This is a genomic window from Herbaspirillum rubrisubalbicans, assembly GCF_003719195.1.
Taxonomy (GTDB): Bacteria; Pseudomonadota; Gammaproteobacteria; order Burkholderiales; family Burkholderiaceae_D; genus Herbaspirillum; species Herbaspirillum rubrisubalbicans.
Genome location: NZ_CP024996.1, coordinates 4,308,569 through 4,325,130 on the forward strand (window position 1 = coordinate 4,308,569; position 16,562 = coordinate 4,325,130).

The following is a 16,562-nucleotide window of genomic DNA, read 5'->3' on the forward strand; positions in this document are numbered from 1 at the left end:
GCGTGTCTCCGGCGCTACGGGTGCGACCAGCCAGGCCAACAGCCAGACCGAAACAGGCCAGGTGCGACAAGTCTTGCGCAGTGCTGGATGCGGCGGCGCTGCTGCCTTCCGGTGTTTGGAGATTGAATGAGCTGGAATCTAAGACCCGGGCAAATCGGCGTCGCGGAGGTATCGCGCTTTCGCAAAGCCGTCATGTCGCGGGGTTGCGGACGGCCGACCTGCACCTTTTCAACTACCGGCCTTGCGTCATGGAGCCTTTATTGGCCGCACAGGCTGCGGCGGTCGGGGCGCAAGGCATAAAAAGTACTGCGCGGAGTGTAGCACAAAGATTTACCGCGATGCAGCCTGTTGCACCCTACGGACAATTATTTGCATGACAGTACCTGAGCACTTGGCCCCTGACGGCTCATCCAGGCAGTGAAATCCTCGACGGCCATGGGCTTACCAAAGTAATAACCCTGTACTTCATCGCAGGCATTTTCCTTCAGGAAAGCATGTTGCTGCTCATCCTCGACGCCCTCGGCAATGACGCGCAGGTTCAGGATATGGGCCAGCGAAATGACGGCCTTGACGATGGCCGCACTATCGGCATCGCGCGCAATGTCGCGCACGAAGGACTTGTCGATCTTCAGCGCATCCACCGGGAAGCGCCGCAGGTAGGACAGACTGGAGTAGCCGGTGCCAAAGTCATCCACCGAAATCTGCAAACCCAGACGCTTCAAGGCGTGCAAGGTGGCCACGCTCTTTTCGGCATCCTTCATGACCACGTTTTCGGTGATTTCCAGCTCCAGGCAGGCCGCATCCAAGCCGCTTTGCGCCAGCACCCCGGAGACGAAGTCGGGCAGGCTCTGGTTCAATTGCCGCGGCGACAGGTTGACCGCCACCGGAATGGGCGGCAAGCCGGCTTGCTGCCAACGCTTGTTCTGGTGGCAGGCGGTACGCAGCACCCATTCGCCAATGGGCACGATCAACCCGGCCTCTTCGGCAAAGGGAATGAAGCGGTCCGGCGGCACCATGCCCTGCTCCGGCGACTGCCAGCGGATCAAGGCTTCGGCGCCGATGACGCGTCCATCCTTGAGGCTCAGCTTGGGCTGGTAATACAGCTTGAATTCGTCGTGGTCCAGCGCGCGGCGCAGGTTGATCAGCATTTCCAGGCGGTTGCTGACCTGGGTATCCATCCAAGGAGCAAAGAACTGGAAGTTGTTGCGCCCCTGCTCCTTGGCCCGGTACATGGCGGAGTCGGCCTGCTTCAACAGGGTTTCCACATCTTTGCCATCAGCCGGATAGCGACTCACGCCAATGCTGGCGGTGATCTGGAGTTCGCGGTCGCCAGTCTGCCAGGGCCGTGCCACCGCCGCCAGGATGCGCTGCATCACCTCGGCGATGCCCAGCTCGCCCCCGGTCTGGTTCTGCAATACCAGCACGAACTCATCCCCGCCCTGGCGTGCCACCATGTCAGTATCGCGCAGGCAGGCCTGCAAGCGCTGGGCCACCGCCTTGAGCAACTCATCGCCGACCTGGTGGCCCAGGCTGTCGTTGATGAACTTGAACTGGTCCAGGTCCACGAACACCACCGCCGTCAATCCACCCTTCTGGCGCGCCACCTGGATGGCGCGCTGCAGGTGTTCGTGCAGCATGTTGCGATTGGGCAACCCGGTCAGGGCATCGTGGGTGGCCTGGTGGCGCATTTCAGCTTCGTACAGCTTGCGCTCGGTGATGGCTTCCACCGTGCCTTCGTAGCAAACCAGCTTGCCGCTGTCGTCATAGACGGCGCGGGCGTTTTCGGAAATCCAGATGATGTCGCCATCGCGCCGGTACACGCGCGACTCGAAATTGGAGACCGATCCCTCCCGCTCCATCAGGCGCATGAATTCGGCCCGGCGCTCGGGCTCCACGTAGAGCTGGTGGGTGATGTCGCGCAGGCCCACGATCAGATCCTCCGGCGAGTGATAGCCATAGATGCGCGCCAGTGCCGGGTTGACGGCAATATAGGTGCCATCGGGGGTGGTCTGGAACACACCCTCGATGGCATTCTCGAAGATGCTGCGATACCGGCGCTCGGCTTCCTGCAAGGCGTGCGCGGCTTCCTTGCGCTCGGTCACGTCCTGCAGAAAGCCCTCCATGGCTTCCACCTTGCCGGCTGCGTTGTAGAGCCCCACCCCGCGCTCCCACACCCAGCGCAGGCTGCCATCGGCGTGCACGATGCGGTATTCGATGTCGATGCGACGGCGCTCGCGCATACAGGCATCGATATGCTTGCGCACCATGGCACGGTCTTCCGGGTGGGTCAGCTGGAGGAAGGAGATGCGGCTATTGAGCAACAAATCCGCGGGCGTGTAACCGGTCAGGGCCTGGCAGCCATCACTGACGAATTCCAGGGTCCAGTGGGCGTCGTCGCGGCAGCGATAGACCATGCCATCGAGGTTGGCCAGCAAGGTTTCCAGCAGGCGCGGCGGACGCACCAGGGCCGTCACCGATTGACTCTGGCCGGCGTCGTGGCGACAGAGGGCGCGGGAAGCAACTGTTTTCATAACGACATCGTGTCTCCTGCCTGCATCCTGCCGGCAAGGGTGTGGTTGTGGAGTGGAGTCATGCACGGCACGCCCAATCCCCTCGGCGTGCGGCTGGATGATTCACTCAAGCAATAAGGATGCCACTGGGCCAGTAACAGGCTTGTTCAGCGGCATGGCGGCCCTATTCGTCCTGATCGACCGGAAACACCCTTCACTTCGTCGCGCACTACGGTTGAGATTGGGCGTTAGAATCCTGCTCACCCTGTTGCTGGCCGCATCGGTCAGCGAAAGTTTCTTCATAACAACAAGTGGACTCTTCTATGTGGGCAAATCGGTATTTCGTCTTCTGGGCTGTCGTTGCACTCACGCTGGCGCTGTTGGTCCTGTCCGCAGCCCACCTGCTGGATTGGGGCTGGGTACTGATCCCCCTGGCCTTGACCGCCATCGGCATCCACGACTTGGTACAACAGCGCCATGCGGTCTTGCGTAACTATCCGCTGATCGGCCATTTCCGCTTCATGTTCGAAGCCATCCGCCCGGAACTGCGCCAGTACTTCTTCGAAGATGAAATGGATGGCCGCCCGTTCTCACGCAAGAAGCGCAGCGTCGTCTACCAGCGCGCCAAGGCCGAAGTCGACAGTCGCCCCTTCGGCACCGAGATCGACATGCAGCAGGCCGGCCATGAATGGATAGGCCATTCACTCTCGCCCACCAAGATCGCCAGCCACGACTTCCGGGTCACCGTCGGTGCCGACCGCGCCCAGCCGTATTCGATGTCGGTCTTCAATGTCTCGGCGATGAGTTTCGGCGCACTCTCGGCCAATGCCATCCGCGCGCTCAACCAGGGTGCCAAGAAGGGCAATTTCGCCCACGATACCGGCGAGGGCTCGGTCTCAGCCTACCACCGTGAATTCGGCGGCGACCTGGTATGGCAGATCGCCTCCGGCTATTTTGGCTGCCGCAATGCGGATGGCAGCTTTAATGAAGAAAAATTCACAACCCAGGCGCAATCACCACAGATCAAGATGATCGAGGTGAAGCTTTCGCAAGGTGCCAAGCCTGGCCACGGCGGCGTACTGCCGGCGGCCAAGATCACCCCGGAAATCGCCGCCACCCGCGGTATCCCGATGGGCGTGGACTGCATCTCGCCGGCCGTGCATTCCTCCTTCTCGACCCCGATCGGCTTGCTGGAATTCATCGAGAAGCTGCGCGGCCTCTCCGCTGGCAAGCCGGTCGGCATCAAGCTGTGCGTGGGCCATCCCTGGGAATTCTTCAGCATCGCCAAGGCCATGTTGAAGACCGGCATCGTGCCAGACTTCATCACCGTGGATGGTTCCGAAGGCGGCACCGGTGCGGCGCCGCTGGAATTCGTCGATCACGTGGGGATGCCCTTGCAGGAAGGGCTGGTGATGGTACACAACACCCTGGTGGGCATCGGCCTGCGCGACAAGGTCAAGATCGGCGCCAGCGGCAAGATCGTCACTGCCTTCGACGTCGCACGCACACTGGCGCTGGGAGCGGACTGGTGCAACTCGGCGCGCGGCTTCATGTTCGCGCTGGGCTGCATCCAGTCGCAAAGCTGCCATACCGACCGCTGCCCCACGGGCGTGGCAACCCAAAACGCCAATCGTGCTCGCGCCCTGGTGGTGCCGGACAAGGCCGAGCGCGTCTACCGCTTCCACCAAAGCACCCTGCACGCGCTGCAGGAACTGGTGCAGGCGGCCGGCCTGCCGCACACCTCGGCGCTGCGCCCGCATCACATCGTGCGGCGTATCACCGATCATGAGATCCAGTTGATGTCCAACGTGCTGAAGTATTTGCAGCCCAATGACCTGATCGACGGTAATTATCGCTATCGGGTCTATGAAAAGTTCTGGCCGATAGCCCGCGCGGAAAGCTTCCATCCCGAATTCTGAAGACAGCTTCATGACCAACTGGCGATAACAAGACCAGACGACAAGGCGACAAAAAGCCCGCAGTTCATCGACTTGAACTGCGGGCTTTTCCAATTCTGCCTGCCGGGTGGCCAGAGCAACGGCGGTGAGTCGGCAGGAGGGATTACTTGCGCTTCATGAAGAAGATGAACTCGTGTTCATCGTTCTGCGATTGCTCCAACAGATCGTTGCCGGTCTGCTTGGCAAAGGCCTGGAAATCGCGCACCGAACCGGTATCGGTGGCGGTCACCCTAAGCACCTGGCCGCTGGTCATGTCGGCCAAGGCTTTCTTGGTCTTGAGGATGGGCAGCGGACAGTTCAGACCGCGCGCATCGAGTTCCCGGTGGAATTGAATGGTCATTACTTCGACTCAAAATGGATCACGACGAAAACGATTCTACTGCAAAATGCGCCGAGTTGATGCATTGCACAAGTTGTGTTGTTTTCGCCGCACTATGCTTGTGCAAAAGCGAGCATATTTCGAGATTTGACAACCGGCGCGACTGTTGTCGTCCTGATTACTTCTGGACCTGCGGCATGGTAATCGGCGTGCTCGATCCGGCGAATTCCACGTACTGTACCGGCAGATTACGTTGGCGCATCCAATCGGCCACGGCATGACCGGTCCCGGCCGGCCAGGGGCGTAAGTCGGCCGGATCGGACAGGCGATATTCCACCAACTCGGGCGAGAGCCGGATACTGCCGGTCGCCTTGACGTAATAAGCGATGATCAGCTCGTTTTTGCGCATGAATTCATAGACGCCGATCAGCTCGATATGCTGGGCGTCAAGGTCGGTCTCTTCCTTCAGTTCGCGAGCGATGCCCTGCTCGGGCGTCTCATCGCGCTCCATGAAACCGGTGATGAGGGCAAAACGCCCCTCGGCCCATGCCGCATTGCGCGCAGTGAGCATCTTGCCGTCAATCTCTACCAGCGCGGCCAGCACCGGCAGCGGGTTATCCCAATGGGTCCAATGCCCATCGGGACAGGCCAGCCGCACCTTGCCGGCCTCGCCTTCATCGGCGCGCAGCACCAGCGATGCTGCGCAGACCGGGCAGAACTTGAACTGGCTCATGATCGCTGCGGGCCAGGGCCGTTGGAAATTACAGCTTGGACTGGACCCAACCGGCCACGCCTTGCAGCGCGCCCGGCAGAGCCGCCGGCTCGGTGCCGCCAGCCTGGGCCATATCCGGACGACCGCCACCCTTGCCACCGACCTGCTGGGCGACAAAGTTGACCAGCTCGCCGGCCTTGACCTTCGCTGTCGCATCGGCCGTGACGCCAGCGATCAGGCTGACCTTGCCATCCTTGACGCTGCCCAGCACGATGGCGGCGGTCTTGAGCTTGTCCTTCAACTTGTCCATGGTCTCGCGCAGGGTTGCCACATCGGCGCCTTCCAGCGTGGCCGCCAGCACCTTGATGCCGTTGATGTCGACGGCCTGGTTGACCAGCTCGTCGCCCTGGCTGGAGGCCAGTTTGGACTTGAGCGAAGCCAGTTCCTTTTCCAGCGCCTTGACCTGATCCTGCACCTGGCCGATACGCGGCAGCAGTTCTTCCGGCTGGGTCTTCAGCGCCGCAGCGGCTTCGGCCACGCGGGTCGAAAGCGACTGCACCAGCGCCAGCGCACCTTCGCCGGTGACGGCTTCGACACGGCGGATGCCGGCCGCGACACCGCCTTCGGAGACGATCTTGAACAGACCGATGTCACCAGTACGAGCAACGTGGGTACCACCGCACAGTTCGGTGGAGGTACCGATGGACAGCACGCGCACCTGGTCGCCGTACTTTTCGCCGAACAGCGCCATGGCGCCGGCGGCGATCGCATCGTCGTAGCCCATCAGTTGGGCGCCGGTGGCGACGTTGGCCAGTACTTCGCGGTTGACGATCTCTTCCACGCGACGGATTTCCTCAGCGGTCATCGGCGCGTTATGGCTGAAGTCGAAACGGGTCTTGTCGGCGTCGACCAGCGAACCCTTCTGCGACACATGCGAACCCAGCACTTCACGCAGGGCCTTGTGCATCAGGTGGGTGGCCGAGTGGTTACGCATGGTGCGGGCGCGCTGATCGGCATCGACCTTGGCTTGGACGGCGTCGCCGATGGCCAGGCTGCCCTTGATCAGTTGGCCGTGGTGACCGAACACCTCGGCCTGGATCTTTTGCGTATCGGCCACGGCGAACAGGGCATTGGCCGCTTCCAGCGCACCGGCGTCACCCGCCTGGCCACCGGATTCAGCATAGAACGGGGTGGTATCCAGTACCACGATAGCATCCTGTCCAGCCTCAATCTTCTGCACCGGGCTGCCGGCCACGTAGAGAGCGACGACCTTGGCCGACTGGGCCAGGGATTCGTAGCCCACGAAGCGAGTCTTGTCACCGGTATATTCGATGGCAGCGGCCATCTTGAACTTGCCAGCAGCGCGGGCGGCGGTCTTCTGGCGCTCCATGGCGGCATTGAAACCGGCTTCGTCCAGTTCCACCTTGCGCTCGCGGCAAATGTCGGCGGTCAGGTCCAGCGGGAAGCCGTAGGTGTCGTACAGCGTGAAGGCGGTCTCGCCATCCAGCTTGCCGGTGTGGGCAGCCAGCGCGGCTTCCAGGATCTTCATGCCGTGTTCCAGCGTTTCGCCGAAACGTTCTTCTTCCTGCTTCAAGACCATCTCGACGCGCTCGGCGGCTTCCGGCAGTTCCGGGTAGGCCGCGCCCATCTGCACGACCAGGTCCTTGACCAGCTTGTAGAAGAAGGGCTTGGTCTGGCCCAGCTTGTGGCCGTGACGCAGCGCGCGGCGGATGATGCGGCGCAGGACGTAGCCACGGCCTTCATTGCCGGGAATCACGCCGTCAACGATCAGGAAGGAAGTCGCACGGATGTGGTCGGCGATCACGCGCAGCGAAGCATTGGAGAGGTCGGTCTCGCCGGTTTCACGAGCAGCCGCCTTGATGAGCGCCTGGAACAGGTCGATCTCATAGTTGCTGTGCACGTGCTGCAGGATCGCGGCCAGGCGCTCCAGGCCCATGCCGGTATCCACGCAGGGCGCCGGCAGCGGGGTCAGGGTGTATTCGCCGGTAGCCGGGTCGAGCTGGCGGTCGAACTGCATGAACACGTTGTTCCAGATCTCGATATAGCGGTCGCCATCGGCGTCGGGACTACCCGGGGGGCCACCCCAGATATCCGGGCCGTGGTCATAGAAGATTTCCGAGCAGGGACCGCAGGGGCCGGTCTCGGCCATCTGCCAGAAGTTGTCGGAGGCGTAGGGTGCGCCCTTGTTGTCGCCGATGCGCACCACGCGCTCGGGCGGCAGGCCGATTTCCTTGGTCCAGATGTCGTAGGCTTCATCGTCAGTCTGGTAGACGGTGGCCCAGAGCTTATCGGCCGGCAGGCCATAGACCTGGGTCAGCAGTTCCCAGGCCCACTTGAGCGACTCGCGCTTGAAATAGTCGCCGAAAGACCAGTTACCCAGCATCTCGAAGAAGGTATGGTGACGCGCCGTGTAACCGACGTTTTCCAGGTCGTTGTGCTTGCCGCCGGCGCGCAGGCAGCGCTGCACGGAAGCCGCACGCACGTAGTTGCGCTTATCGGTGCCCAGGAACACGTCCTTGAACTGAACCATGCCGGAATTGGTGAACAGCAGGGTCGGGTCATTGCCCGGCACCAAGCTGGAGGAGCGGACGATGGTATGTTCTTTGGATTCAAAGAATTTCAGAAACTTGTCGCGAATTTCGGCTGAGTTCATGTTCGAAGACGGATAAATGGGCCTGATGCCGCCGGTAACGCTCAGATCGGACCCGGATGGGAGTCGGTGCAAAAAACGATTGCGAACCGGTGATTATACGTGATCCGGGCGCAGATTCGCAGGCCAGGGGGCGACACATCCGCCCCCCGCCCGGGACGAAAAAAAAACCCGCCGGGAAATCCCGGACGGGTTACAGGCTTGGCTGACCCGGCACTGCGTGCTTGCATTGCGCCACCGGACCTTAACTGTGTCAGCCTTGCTTTTCGGTAAAACCGGTCGCTGGCCGCCGGATGGCGGTCAGCGCAAAGACGATCAGGCGCCCTTGTTGATCGGCAGCACGGCTGCCTTCTTGGCGTGCTTCTTATGCTTCTTGTGCTTTTTCGCCTTCTTGACGTGCTTCTTGTGCTTCTTGTGGGCGGGCTTGGCAGCCGGTGCTTCGGCAGCAGGAGCTGCGGCGGGTGCAGGCTGGGCCAGGACCGGCATGGCGAAGGCGGCAACGAGTACGGCAGCCAGCAGTTTGTTGATCTTCATCGTTTTCCTCTATCTCTGAGTGTTGTGTGCTTCCACAAGTCTGCCGGCGTGCTCACGGGCGCCGGCCTTGTGCTTCCTTTAACGCAAGATTTTTGCGTTGCGTTGACAGCAACTTTCGACTGCCCCCAAATTGCTGTTACCCGCCTGCAAATCATATATATCGCGTGATAAATCAGTACGCCGGTAAGAGCGCGATTTTCCGTTCATTTCCACGCTGCACGGCTACGCGATATGAACAAATTCACCAGGCATCGGCGGCGATCAGGTCGATGCGGTCGGTGCAGAAGGCATCCACGCCCCACAGGCGGATTTCCTCGGCGCGCGCCACCTCATTGACGGTGTAGCAGAACAGGCCATAGCCGGCGGCCTTGACGGCGGCCGCCAACGCGGGTGTGAGATGCTTGTGGTTGGCATGCAGCGCCACCGCCTGCAGTTGCGCCAGGCGCGCTTGCCAGTCCTCGGTCATCACATCATCGACCAGGTAGCCACGCGGCAGGGCCGGCGCCGCTTCCTTGGCCGCCAGCAAGGCCTCGAAGGAGAACGAGGACAGCACCGGCAGCGCCGACCCGCTCTTGCCTTCAAAGCGGCGCGCCACTGCCTGGGCGGTCAGTTCGGCAGTACGGCGGGCGTATTGCGGGGCGGCCGGCTTGATCTCGACATTCATCCAGATGCCGTGCGCCAGGCAAAAGTCCAGGCCCTGCTCCAGGGTGCAGATGCGTTCCCCGGCAAAACGCGCATCCAGCCAGGCACCGGCTTCCAGCTCGCGCAGTTCGGCCCAGTCGGCCTCGGCGATCTTTCCCGCGCCCGGCAGGGTGCGGCCACGCTGTGGGTCGTGCATCAGGATGGGGACCTCGTCGCGGGTGAGCATGACGTCAAATTCGACCGCGCGATAACCGTGTTCAAGCCCGGTGCGAAAAGCGGCCAGGGTATTTTCCGGCGCCAGCGTGCCGCCGCCGCGATGGGCAAGGATGGGGGGATAGGGCCACATGAGGTTCTCCGAAGTAAGGGGATGGGAGGGCAGGCATTGCTTGAGACTGGGCGCATAAGGTAGAGCAGATCACGCCGCGCTTCAAGCATCTGGCACCGCAAAAACCGCTGCTGGTCGCCCGGTGCTGGAGAGGAGCGGCCAAGTGGCGCATCCTGGGCGCATCTTCCCCCCACCCAGCGAGTCCATCATGCGCCCGTCCGACACCACCACCCTGCCCGACCCGAGCCATCCCTCCAGCCCCATTACTGCCGCTGACCATGACCGTGCCGAACGCCGGGTAGAGCGACAACTGGGCTTTTTCCGCCACCTGGCCATCTACCTGGCAGTCAACGCCGGGCTGCTGCTGTTGAATCTGGCCGGCCCGTATTACCACTGGTGGAGCCTGGGACCTCTCCTTGGCTGGGGAATCGGGGTACTATTCCACGCCTTGAGCGTATTCGGGCGCTTACCCGCCGGCTGGAAGCAGGCGATGATCGCCCGTGAACTGCGCCGCCGCTGACATGGCCCTGCCAGCGCGCGCGGCTTGTTTGCTTCATCCACAGGAACGCATGACCCAACACGATACTTCCGTCCCCCACCGCTTCATCATCCTGCTGCGCGAGCTGGCGCTATCGCTATTGCCCACGCTGGCGATCAACCTGCTGTGCGCACTGGCTGTGACCTACCTGATGCGCATCGGCGGCAGCTTCTATGAAAACCTGCAGGTGTCGATGTGCATCGGCCTGCTGGCCATGCTGCTCATCAACGGTACGCGCCTGGCGATCTGGGGCGATGGCGAGCCCAACAAGCTGGGCTTGCTGGTGATCATCGCCGTGATGGCACCGCTGTCGGTATTGCTGGGGCGCATCCTGGCCAGCCTGTTGCTGGACCAGCCCATCCTGAGTCTGATGCCCGAACATCGCGATAACGTCATTGCGGTCATCGTCCTGACCTTCCTGGTCTGCTTCGGAGCCACCCTGTTCTTCTGGAACCGCCAGAAGATGGCCGCTCTGCAGGCGCACGCCAGCCAGGTCGAAAAGCAGGCAGTGCAGGCCCAGTTGCAGATGCTGCAGGCCCAGATCGAGCCGCACATGCTGTTCAATACGCTGGCCACGCTACAATCGCTCATCAGCACCGATCCGCTGCAGGCCGAACTGATGCTGAACCAACTGGTGCAATACCTGCGCACCACACTGTCGGCCTCCCGTGCCGACAGCACATCACTGCAAAAGGAATTCGACCTGATCAAGGCCTACCTGGGCCTGATGTCGCTACGCATGGGATTGCGCCTGAGCTATACCCTGCAACTGCCGGAACACCTGGGCCGGCTGCGCCTGGCGCCGATGCTGTTGCAGCCGCTGGTAGAAAATGCCATCAAGCACGGCCTGGAACCCAAGGTCGCAGGCGGCAACTGCACCGTGCGCGCTGCCGTCCACAATGACATGCTGGTGCTGAGCGTGCTCGATACCGGCGTCGGCCTGCCTACCAGCATCAGCCTGAACCAGCCGCCGGCGCAGAAGGAACCGGTCATCGGTATGCACTTCGGCCTGGACAACATCCGCGAACGCCTGACTACGCTCTATGGGCCGCTGGCCGAACTGATCATCACCCACAACGTGCCGGCCGGGGCCATGGCGCAGATCACCATTCCCCTCAAGGCGCTCAAGGCGGCGCACCGCAGCAGCAAGCACAGCCGCCTGCTCGATAGCTGAATCACCGGAGGCCCCATGGCTGCACCCACTGCCCTGATTGCCGAAGACGAACCGCTGCTGGCCCAGGCGCTGCGCCAGGCCCTGGCGCGCTGCTGGCCGGAATTGCCGACACCACAACTGGCGGCCAATGGCGACGAGGCGCTGAAGCAGGCCTTGCTGTTGCAACCGGATGTGCTGTTCCTGGATATCAAGATGCCGGGGCGCAACGGCATGGAGGTAGCGCGCGAACTGGCCGAGGAATGGCCGGCACAACGCCCCTTCCCGCTGATCGTCTTCGTCACCGCCTATGACGACTACGCGCTGCAAGCCTTCGAACGCGCCGCCATCGACTACCTGCTCAAGCCCGTCAGCCAGGAGCGACTGGCGCAGACCGTCACGCGTCTGCAAAGCCTGCTGACCCAGCGCGCAGCAGGCGAGCAGGAAGCCCAGTTGGAGCGCGCCCTGGCACAGCTACGGACGCTGTCGACGTCGCTCACGGAGGAGGCATCGCCGCGGCTGGACTATATCCGCGCCGCCGTCGGCAACAAGGTGAGGATGATTGCGGTGGATGAAGTCTTGTACTTCGAAGCCACCGATAAATACGTCAACGTGGTCACCGCTGACGGCGACGCCCTGATCCGCACCAGCCTGCGGGAACTGCTCCCGCAACTGGATGGCCGCCAGTTCTGGCAGATCCATCGCAGCACCGTGGTGCAAGTGCGCCAGATCCAGGCGGCGGTGCGCGATGAAAGCGGCAAGCTCTCGCTGACCCTGCATGGCCGACCGGAAAAACTGGCGGTCAGCCGCCTGTTCGCCCATCTATTCAGGCAGATGTAGAAAAAGATGAATAGAACTCATTTCATAAATAGGCATGAGATGCGTTCTGCCCAGAAAGGGCGCTGGCAAGGCGCGCGACGCGTCGTGTGGCGGTGCCACACGCAAGGAGCGCAACGCGGCCAGCGCCCTTTCTGGGCAGAACCCGGAGGGAGCGGCTCGTTTGGGCGAATTGCTGCGTTACGAATTTGGGTCAAGACGCCCAGTCTTGACCCAAATTCGCGCCTTGCACTTCATCCCAAACGAGACTCGCTCGCACTCATGCCTTATTTATGAAATGAGTTCTAAATAGATGGAGCACGCTCGCCTCAACGGCCATAGTAATAGCCCGGACCATAATAGGGACGGTAGTAATGGGGCGGTGGCGGCCCCACCGGTACCATCACGCAGGCTGAGAGTGTGGCGGCGGCCACTGCGGCGGCGACGATCAGCTTGATGCAACGGCTCATGATGTACTCCTTTTGTTGTCGTAGGTCTTGCTCACTGCACCCGGCACCCTGCCAGGTCATGTCGGCAGATTGCCAGCCGCCCCTCCTGACATGTCATTCCCAGCCGTATCTTGTGTAACAAGAAAAACCCTTCATCCCCTCCCCCCAAAGCGTTGTCGGATGGCAAAAAATCTCGCCGCGACGGCCGCAAAGCCCGTGGAACATGGGTAGCTGCGGTAAAATGCTTGCCATCTGAATAAATAGGCATTCCTCCCGATTCATCCCATGAGCAACGAACTGAAAAACGGACACAACCCTGCCCCCTCCACCAATTTCCTGCGCGGCATCATCGAATCCGATCTGGTCTCCGGCACCTATGCCGAGCGCAGCAACCAGGATGGCGAGGCGCTGCCGCAGGTGGTCACCCGTTTTCCGCCCGAACCGAATGGCTACCTGCACATCGGCCACGCCAAGTCGATCTGCCTGAACTTCGGCCTGGCGGCCGACTATGCCGGCCGCTGCCACATGCGTTTCGACGACACCAATCCCGAAAAGGAAGAACAGGAATACGTCGACACCATCCTCGACTCGGTCAAGTGGCTGGGCTTCTCCTGGGAACATGAAGGCAAGTCGCACCTGTACTACGCCAGCAACTACTTCGACGTCATGTACGCCTGCGCCCAGGCGCTTATCCGCAAGGGCCTGGCCTACGTGGATGAACAGAATGCCGAACAGATGCGCGAGAACCGCGGCACCCTGACCGAAGCCGGCAAGGATTCGCCGTGGCGCGACCGCCCGGCCGAGGAATCGCTGCGCCTGTTCGAAGAAATGCGCGACGGCAAGCACCCGGACGGTTCCATGATCCTGCGCGCCAGGATCGACATGGCCAGCCCCAACATGAACCTGCGCGATCCGGCCATCTACCGCATCCGCCACGCCACCCACCACAATACCGGCGACAAGTGGCGTGTCTATCCGATGTACACCTTCGCGCATCCGATCGAAGACGCGCTGGAAAACATCTCGCACTCCATCTGCACCCTGGAATTCGAAGACCAGCGCCCGTTCTACGACTGGCTGCTGGAACACCTGGCCGAGGAAGGTTTCTTCAAGAAGCCACTGCCGCATCAATATGAATTTGCGCGCCTGAACCTGACCTACATCATCACCAGCAAGCGCAAGCTGCGCCAGTTGGTCGATGAAAAGATCGTCTCCGGCTGGGACGATCCGCGTATGCCCACCATCGTCGGCCTGCGCCGCCGTGGCTATACGCCTGAAGCGATCCGCCTGATGTGCGACCGCACCGGCGCCTCCAAGAACAACAGCTGGATCGACTTCAGCGTGCTCGAAGGCGCACTGCGCGAAGACCTCGACCCCAAGGCCCCGCGTGCGGTGGCCGTGCTGCGTCCGTTGAAGCTGATCATCGACAACTTCCCGGAAGGCGTGTCCATCGATTGCAGCGCCCCGGTCTATCCGCCGGCGCACCCGGAACACGACACCGCGCATCGCCATTTCCCCATCACCCGCGAACTGTGGATCGAGCGTGAAGACTTCATGGAAGAACCGACCAAGGGCTACTTCCGTCTCTTCCCCGGCAACAATGTGCGCCTGCGCTACGGCTACGTGGTCGAATGCACCGGCTGCGACAAGGATGAACACGGCAACGTCATCGCCGTGCACTGCAACTACTTCGAAGACAGCAAGAGCGGCACCGAAGGCAGCTCCAACTACAAGGTCAAGGGCAACCTGCACTGGGTCAGCGCGGACCACGCCCTGGCCACCGAAGTGCGCCTGTACGACCGCCTGTTCTCGGATCCGCACCCGGATGCCGGTGGCAAGGACTTCCTGGCAGCATTGAATCCGAACTCCAAGGAAGTCATCACAGCCTACCTGGAGCCGACCTTGAAGAACGCCCAACCGGGCGAGATCTACCAGTTCGAACGCCACGGCTACTTCGTGGCCGACCGCGTGGATTCGACCGCCGGCCAGCCCATCTTCAACCGGGCCGTGACACTGAAGGATAGCTGGGGCAAGTAAGCGGCCCAGCCAAGGGAAACGGCCGCAAGGCCAAGACGCGGGCGGCACAGCGCCAGCCGCCCGTGCCACAGGGAAGGCGCAGCAACGTGGCGTGGGCCACGCTGAGTGCAAGGGGAAGGCTCATGTTTGAGCAGATCAAGATCCAGCGCCTGTCGATGGCGTCCATCTACAAGCTGCTGGCCATCGGCACCACGTTCTCGCTGGTGCCGTTTTCAACCTTGATGGGGGTGCTGTCGCTGTTCGGCGCCCAAACCATCACCTGGGATGGCAAGCACCTGATCGGTTATGACGGGCTGCTCGCCTCGCCCTTCATCGGCCTGTTCCTGTCGGCCTTCATCACGCTCTTCCTGGGCACCATGAGCTGCATCGGACTGTGGCTGTATTCGCTATGGCGCCCGCTGTCGCTGAAGGTGGAAGCGGTGGACAACCTGGACCTCGACCAGTTGATCCGCGAAAGCGAAGAAGCCATGGCTGCGCGCGACTGATGCCCCGGCGGAAGATCTTCGTTCAGAAGATCTTCATCCACTTCAGGAAGGCCACGGTGGCCACACCGAGGCCCCCCATCACGCCCATCACGATCCAGAACGAGGCCTCATCATGCAGGCCCGGCAGACCCGCCACGTTCATACCGAAGATCCCCGACACCAGCGTGGCCGGCATCAGCAATGCGGTCAGGATCGATAGCGCCATCAGGTTGCGGTTCATCTGCTCCGACATCTGCGAGGCAATCTCTTCCTGCAACAGCTTGGCACGTTCATAGACCGCTTCCACGGTGGAATGCAGTTCGTTCAATTCATCCAGCGCATGGGTCAGGTCTTCCAGCGCCTCGCGCGGCACCCAGGACGGACGCAGGCGCTGGAACTGCGCCAGGATGCGGCGTTCCGGCGCGATGAAGCGACGCAGTTCAGCCAGTTGACGACGGATGCTGGAGAGTTCGGCGCGATCTTCGGCGCGGCGGTCGGAGAGCACCGAGAATTCGATGTCATCGACCTTGTCATTGAGCTTGTCCAGGCGCGCATTGAAGCCATCGGCCAGGCAGCGCAGCAGCTCGGCGAACAAATCCATGGGATTGTCGAAGTCACCGCCATCAAGCACTTTCTGGCGCAGCATGTTGGTGGAAATCAGCGGCTGGGTGCGCAGCGTCAACAAACGCGTGCGGTCCAGGTAGAAGTGCAGCGCACCCTTCTCGGTACCGGTGTCGCCGATCTCCATCTTCATATCGGTCAGTGTGCCGTAGACGCCGTCGGGCGTGGCGTGCAGACCGGGATGGGTGTCGCTGCTCAATAAAAATTCAGTGATGTATTCGGCTATGTCGCTGTGATGCTCCAGCCATTGCTGGATCTTCACATCGGCAGTCTTCACGTGCAGCCAGGTGAAGGCGGGAGTCACCGGATGATAATCGACCACCTCGTTCCAGTTCATCTGGCGCGCGCGGCCCTCTTCGAAGCGGAAGGCACAGATGAATCCGGCCGGCTCATAGAGCAGGTGCAGGGCTTGCGGAGTGTCCGGCGGATTGTGCATGAGCGGCCAGGTCGATAAGGAACTGTAAAGAACCAGGCATTCTAACCACCGTCTTTGACAGATTTGTGACAGCGCCGTGACGACGCCGGACCACAGCCGCCCAGCTCAGTAGCTGAAGTTGCGATTGCCCCAGGCTTCGCGTGCGGCATCGCAGACCCTGATCTGAGCCTGGTTCATGCCGGATGTACCATTCAACTGGCACTGGTCGGAGACCGACTTGGCCTCATCGATATGCCCGCGGAAATAGGCGTAATCCTTCTTGCCGGCCACGGCGTCACAAGCCGACAGCAAAGGCAGAGCGATGCACAGCAGCGCCGGCAGGCGGAGAGCGGAGTTCATGCGGTTATTCCCCTGATAAGCGGGCCAGGCCCGAAGACAGG

15 protein-coding genes are annotated in these 16,562 nt (G+C 61.7%); 6 read left to right on the forward strand and 9 right to left on the reverse strand.

The window, feature by feature from the left end:
- Window positions 1-365 precede the first annotated feature (365 nt).
- Entirely contained in the window at window positions 366-2,531 is a 2,166-nt protein-coding gene (locus tag RC54_RS19160) for a putative bifunctional diguanylate cyclase/phosphodiesterase (protein WP_061788741.1), read from the reverse strand.
- A 302-nt stretch (window positions 2,532-2,833) separates the two neighbouring features.
- On the opposite strand from RC54_RS19160, the gene RC54_RS19165 reads away from it, so the two are divergent.
- A complete protein-coding gene (locus RC54_RS19165) occupies window positions 2,834-4,429 on the forward strand; it encodes an FMN-binding glutamate synthase family protein (RefSeq protein ID WP_061788740.1) in 1,596 nt (531 codons plus the stop codon).
- Window positions 4,430-4,571: 142 nt separating this feature from the next.
- Here the strand turns inward: RC54_RS19165 and RC54_RS19170 are convergent, their stop codons facing one another.
- The 5 genes from RC54_RS19170 to ugpQ all read right to left on the reverse strand — a co-directional run bounded on the left by RC54_RS19170 (window position 4,572) and on the right by ugpQ (window position 9,692).
- A complete protein-coding gene (locus tag RC54_RS19170) occupies window positions 4,572-4,808 on the reverse strand; it encodes a sulfurtransferase TusA family protein (protein WP_017452113.1) in 237 nt (78 codons plus the stop codon).
- 157 nt (window positions 4,809-4,965) lie between these two features.
- A complete protein-coding gene (locus RC54_RS19175) occupies window positions 4,966-5,520 on the reverse strand; it encodes an NUDIX domain-containing protein (RefSeq protein ID WP_061788739.1) in 555 nt (184 codons plus the stop codon).
- A gap of 28 nt (window positions 5,521-5,548) precedes the next feature.
- A complete protein-coding gene (gene alaS, locus RC54_RS19180; RefSeq protein WP_061788738.1) occupies window positions 5,549-8,173 on the reverse strand; it encodes an alanine--tRNA ligase in 2,625 nt (874 codons plus the stop codon).
- A gap of 312 nt (window positions 8,174-8,485) precedes the next feature.
- The gene (locus RC54_RS19185) at window positions 8,486-8,704 is read right to left on the reverse strand and encodes a hypothetical protein (protein WP_058896501.1); all 219 of its coding nucleotides are present in this window, start codon (window positions 8,702-8,704) and stop codon (window positions 8,486-8,488) included.
- A 241-nt stretch (window positions 8,705-8,945) separates the two neighbouring features.
- Window positions 8,946-9,692 carry a glycerophosphodiester phosphodiesterase gene (ugpQ, locus tag RC54_RS19190; protein ID WP_061788737.1) on the reverse strand — a complete coding sequence of 249 codons (747 nt, stop codon included), beginning with the start codon at window positions 9,690-9,692 and terminating at the stop codon, window positions 8,946-8,948.
- 187 nt (window positions 9,693-9,879) lie between these two features.
- Here ugpQ and RC54_RS19195 point away from each other — a divergent pair, with 187 nt between their 5' ends.
- From RC54_RS19195 to RC54_RS19205, 3 genes are read left to right on the forward strand one after another with little or no spacing between them, the layout of a single operon-like run.
- On the forward strand, window positions 9,880-10,191 hold the full coding sequence (locus RC54_RS19195) for a 2TM domain-containing protein (protein WP_231738745.1): 312 nt from the start codon (window positions 9,880-9,882) through the stop codon (window positions 10,189-10,191).
- 49 nt (window positions 10,192-10,240) lie between these two features.
- Window positions 10,241-11,383 carry a sensor histidine kinase gene (locus RC54_RS19200; protein ID WP_061788736.1) on the forward strand — a complete coding sequence of 381 codons (1,143 nt, stop codon included), beginning with the start codon at window positions 10,241-10,243 and terminating at the stop codon, window positions 11,381-11,383.
- Between the two features lie 15 nt (window positions 11,384-11,398).
- Window positions 11,399-12,199 carry a LytR/AlgR family response regulator transcription factor gene (locus RC54_RS19205; RefSeq protein ID WP_061788735.1) on the forward strand — a complete coding sequence of 267 codons (801 nt, stop codon included), beginning with the start codon at window positions 11,399-11,401 and terminating at the stop codon, window positions 12,197-12,199.
- Window positions 12,200-12,504: 305 nt separating this feature from the next.
- On the opposite strand, the gene RC54_RS25440 is transcribed toward RC54_RS19205, so the two are convergent.
- A complete protein-coding gene (locus tag RC54_RS25440; RefSeq protein ID WP_164471227.1) occupies window positions 12,505-12,645 on the reverse strand; it encodes a hypothetical protein in 141 nt (46 codons plus the stop codon).
- Window positions 12,646-12,909: 264 nt separating this feature from the next.
- Here RC54_RS25440 and RC54_RS19210 point away from each other — a divergent pair, with 264 nt between their 5' ends.
- A complete protein-coding gene (locus RC54_RS19210; protein ID WP_061788734.1) occupies window positions 12,910-14,661 on the forward strand; it encodes a glutamine--tRNA ligase/YqeY domain fusion protein in 1,752 nt (583 codons plus the stop codon).
- 122 nt (window positions 14,662-14,783) lie between these two features.
- Complete coding sequence (locus tag RC54_RS19215; RefSeq protein WP_174526051.1) at window positions 14,784-15,146, forward strand: hypothetical protein; 363 nt, start codon at window positions 14,784-14,786, stop codon at window positions 15,144-15,146.
- Window positions 15,147-15,168: 22 nt separating this feature from the next.
- On the opposite strand, the gene RC54_RS19220 is transcribed toward RC54_RS19215, so the two are convergent.
- Window positions 15,169-16,182 (reverse strand): transporter, encoded by a 1,014-nt coding sequence (locus RC54_RS19220; protein WP_058896508.1) that lies wholly within the window; start codon window positions 16,180-16,182, stop codon window positions 15,169-15,171.
- A gap of 105 nt (window positions 16,183-16,287) precedes the next feature.
- Window positions 16,288-16,521 carry a hypothetical protein gene (locus RC54_RS19225; protein ID WP_058896509.1) on the reverse strand — a complete coding sequence of 78 codons (234 nt, stop codon included), beginning with the start codon at window positions 16,519-16,521 and terminating at the stop codon, window positions 16,288-16,290.
- Between the last annotated feature and the right edge of the window lie 41 nt (window positions 16,522-16,562).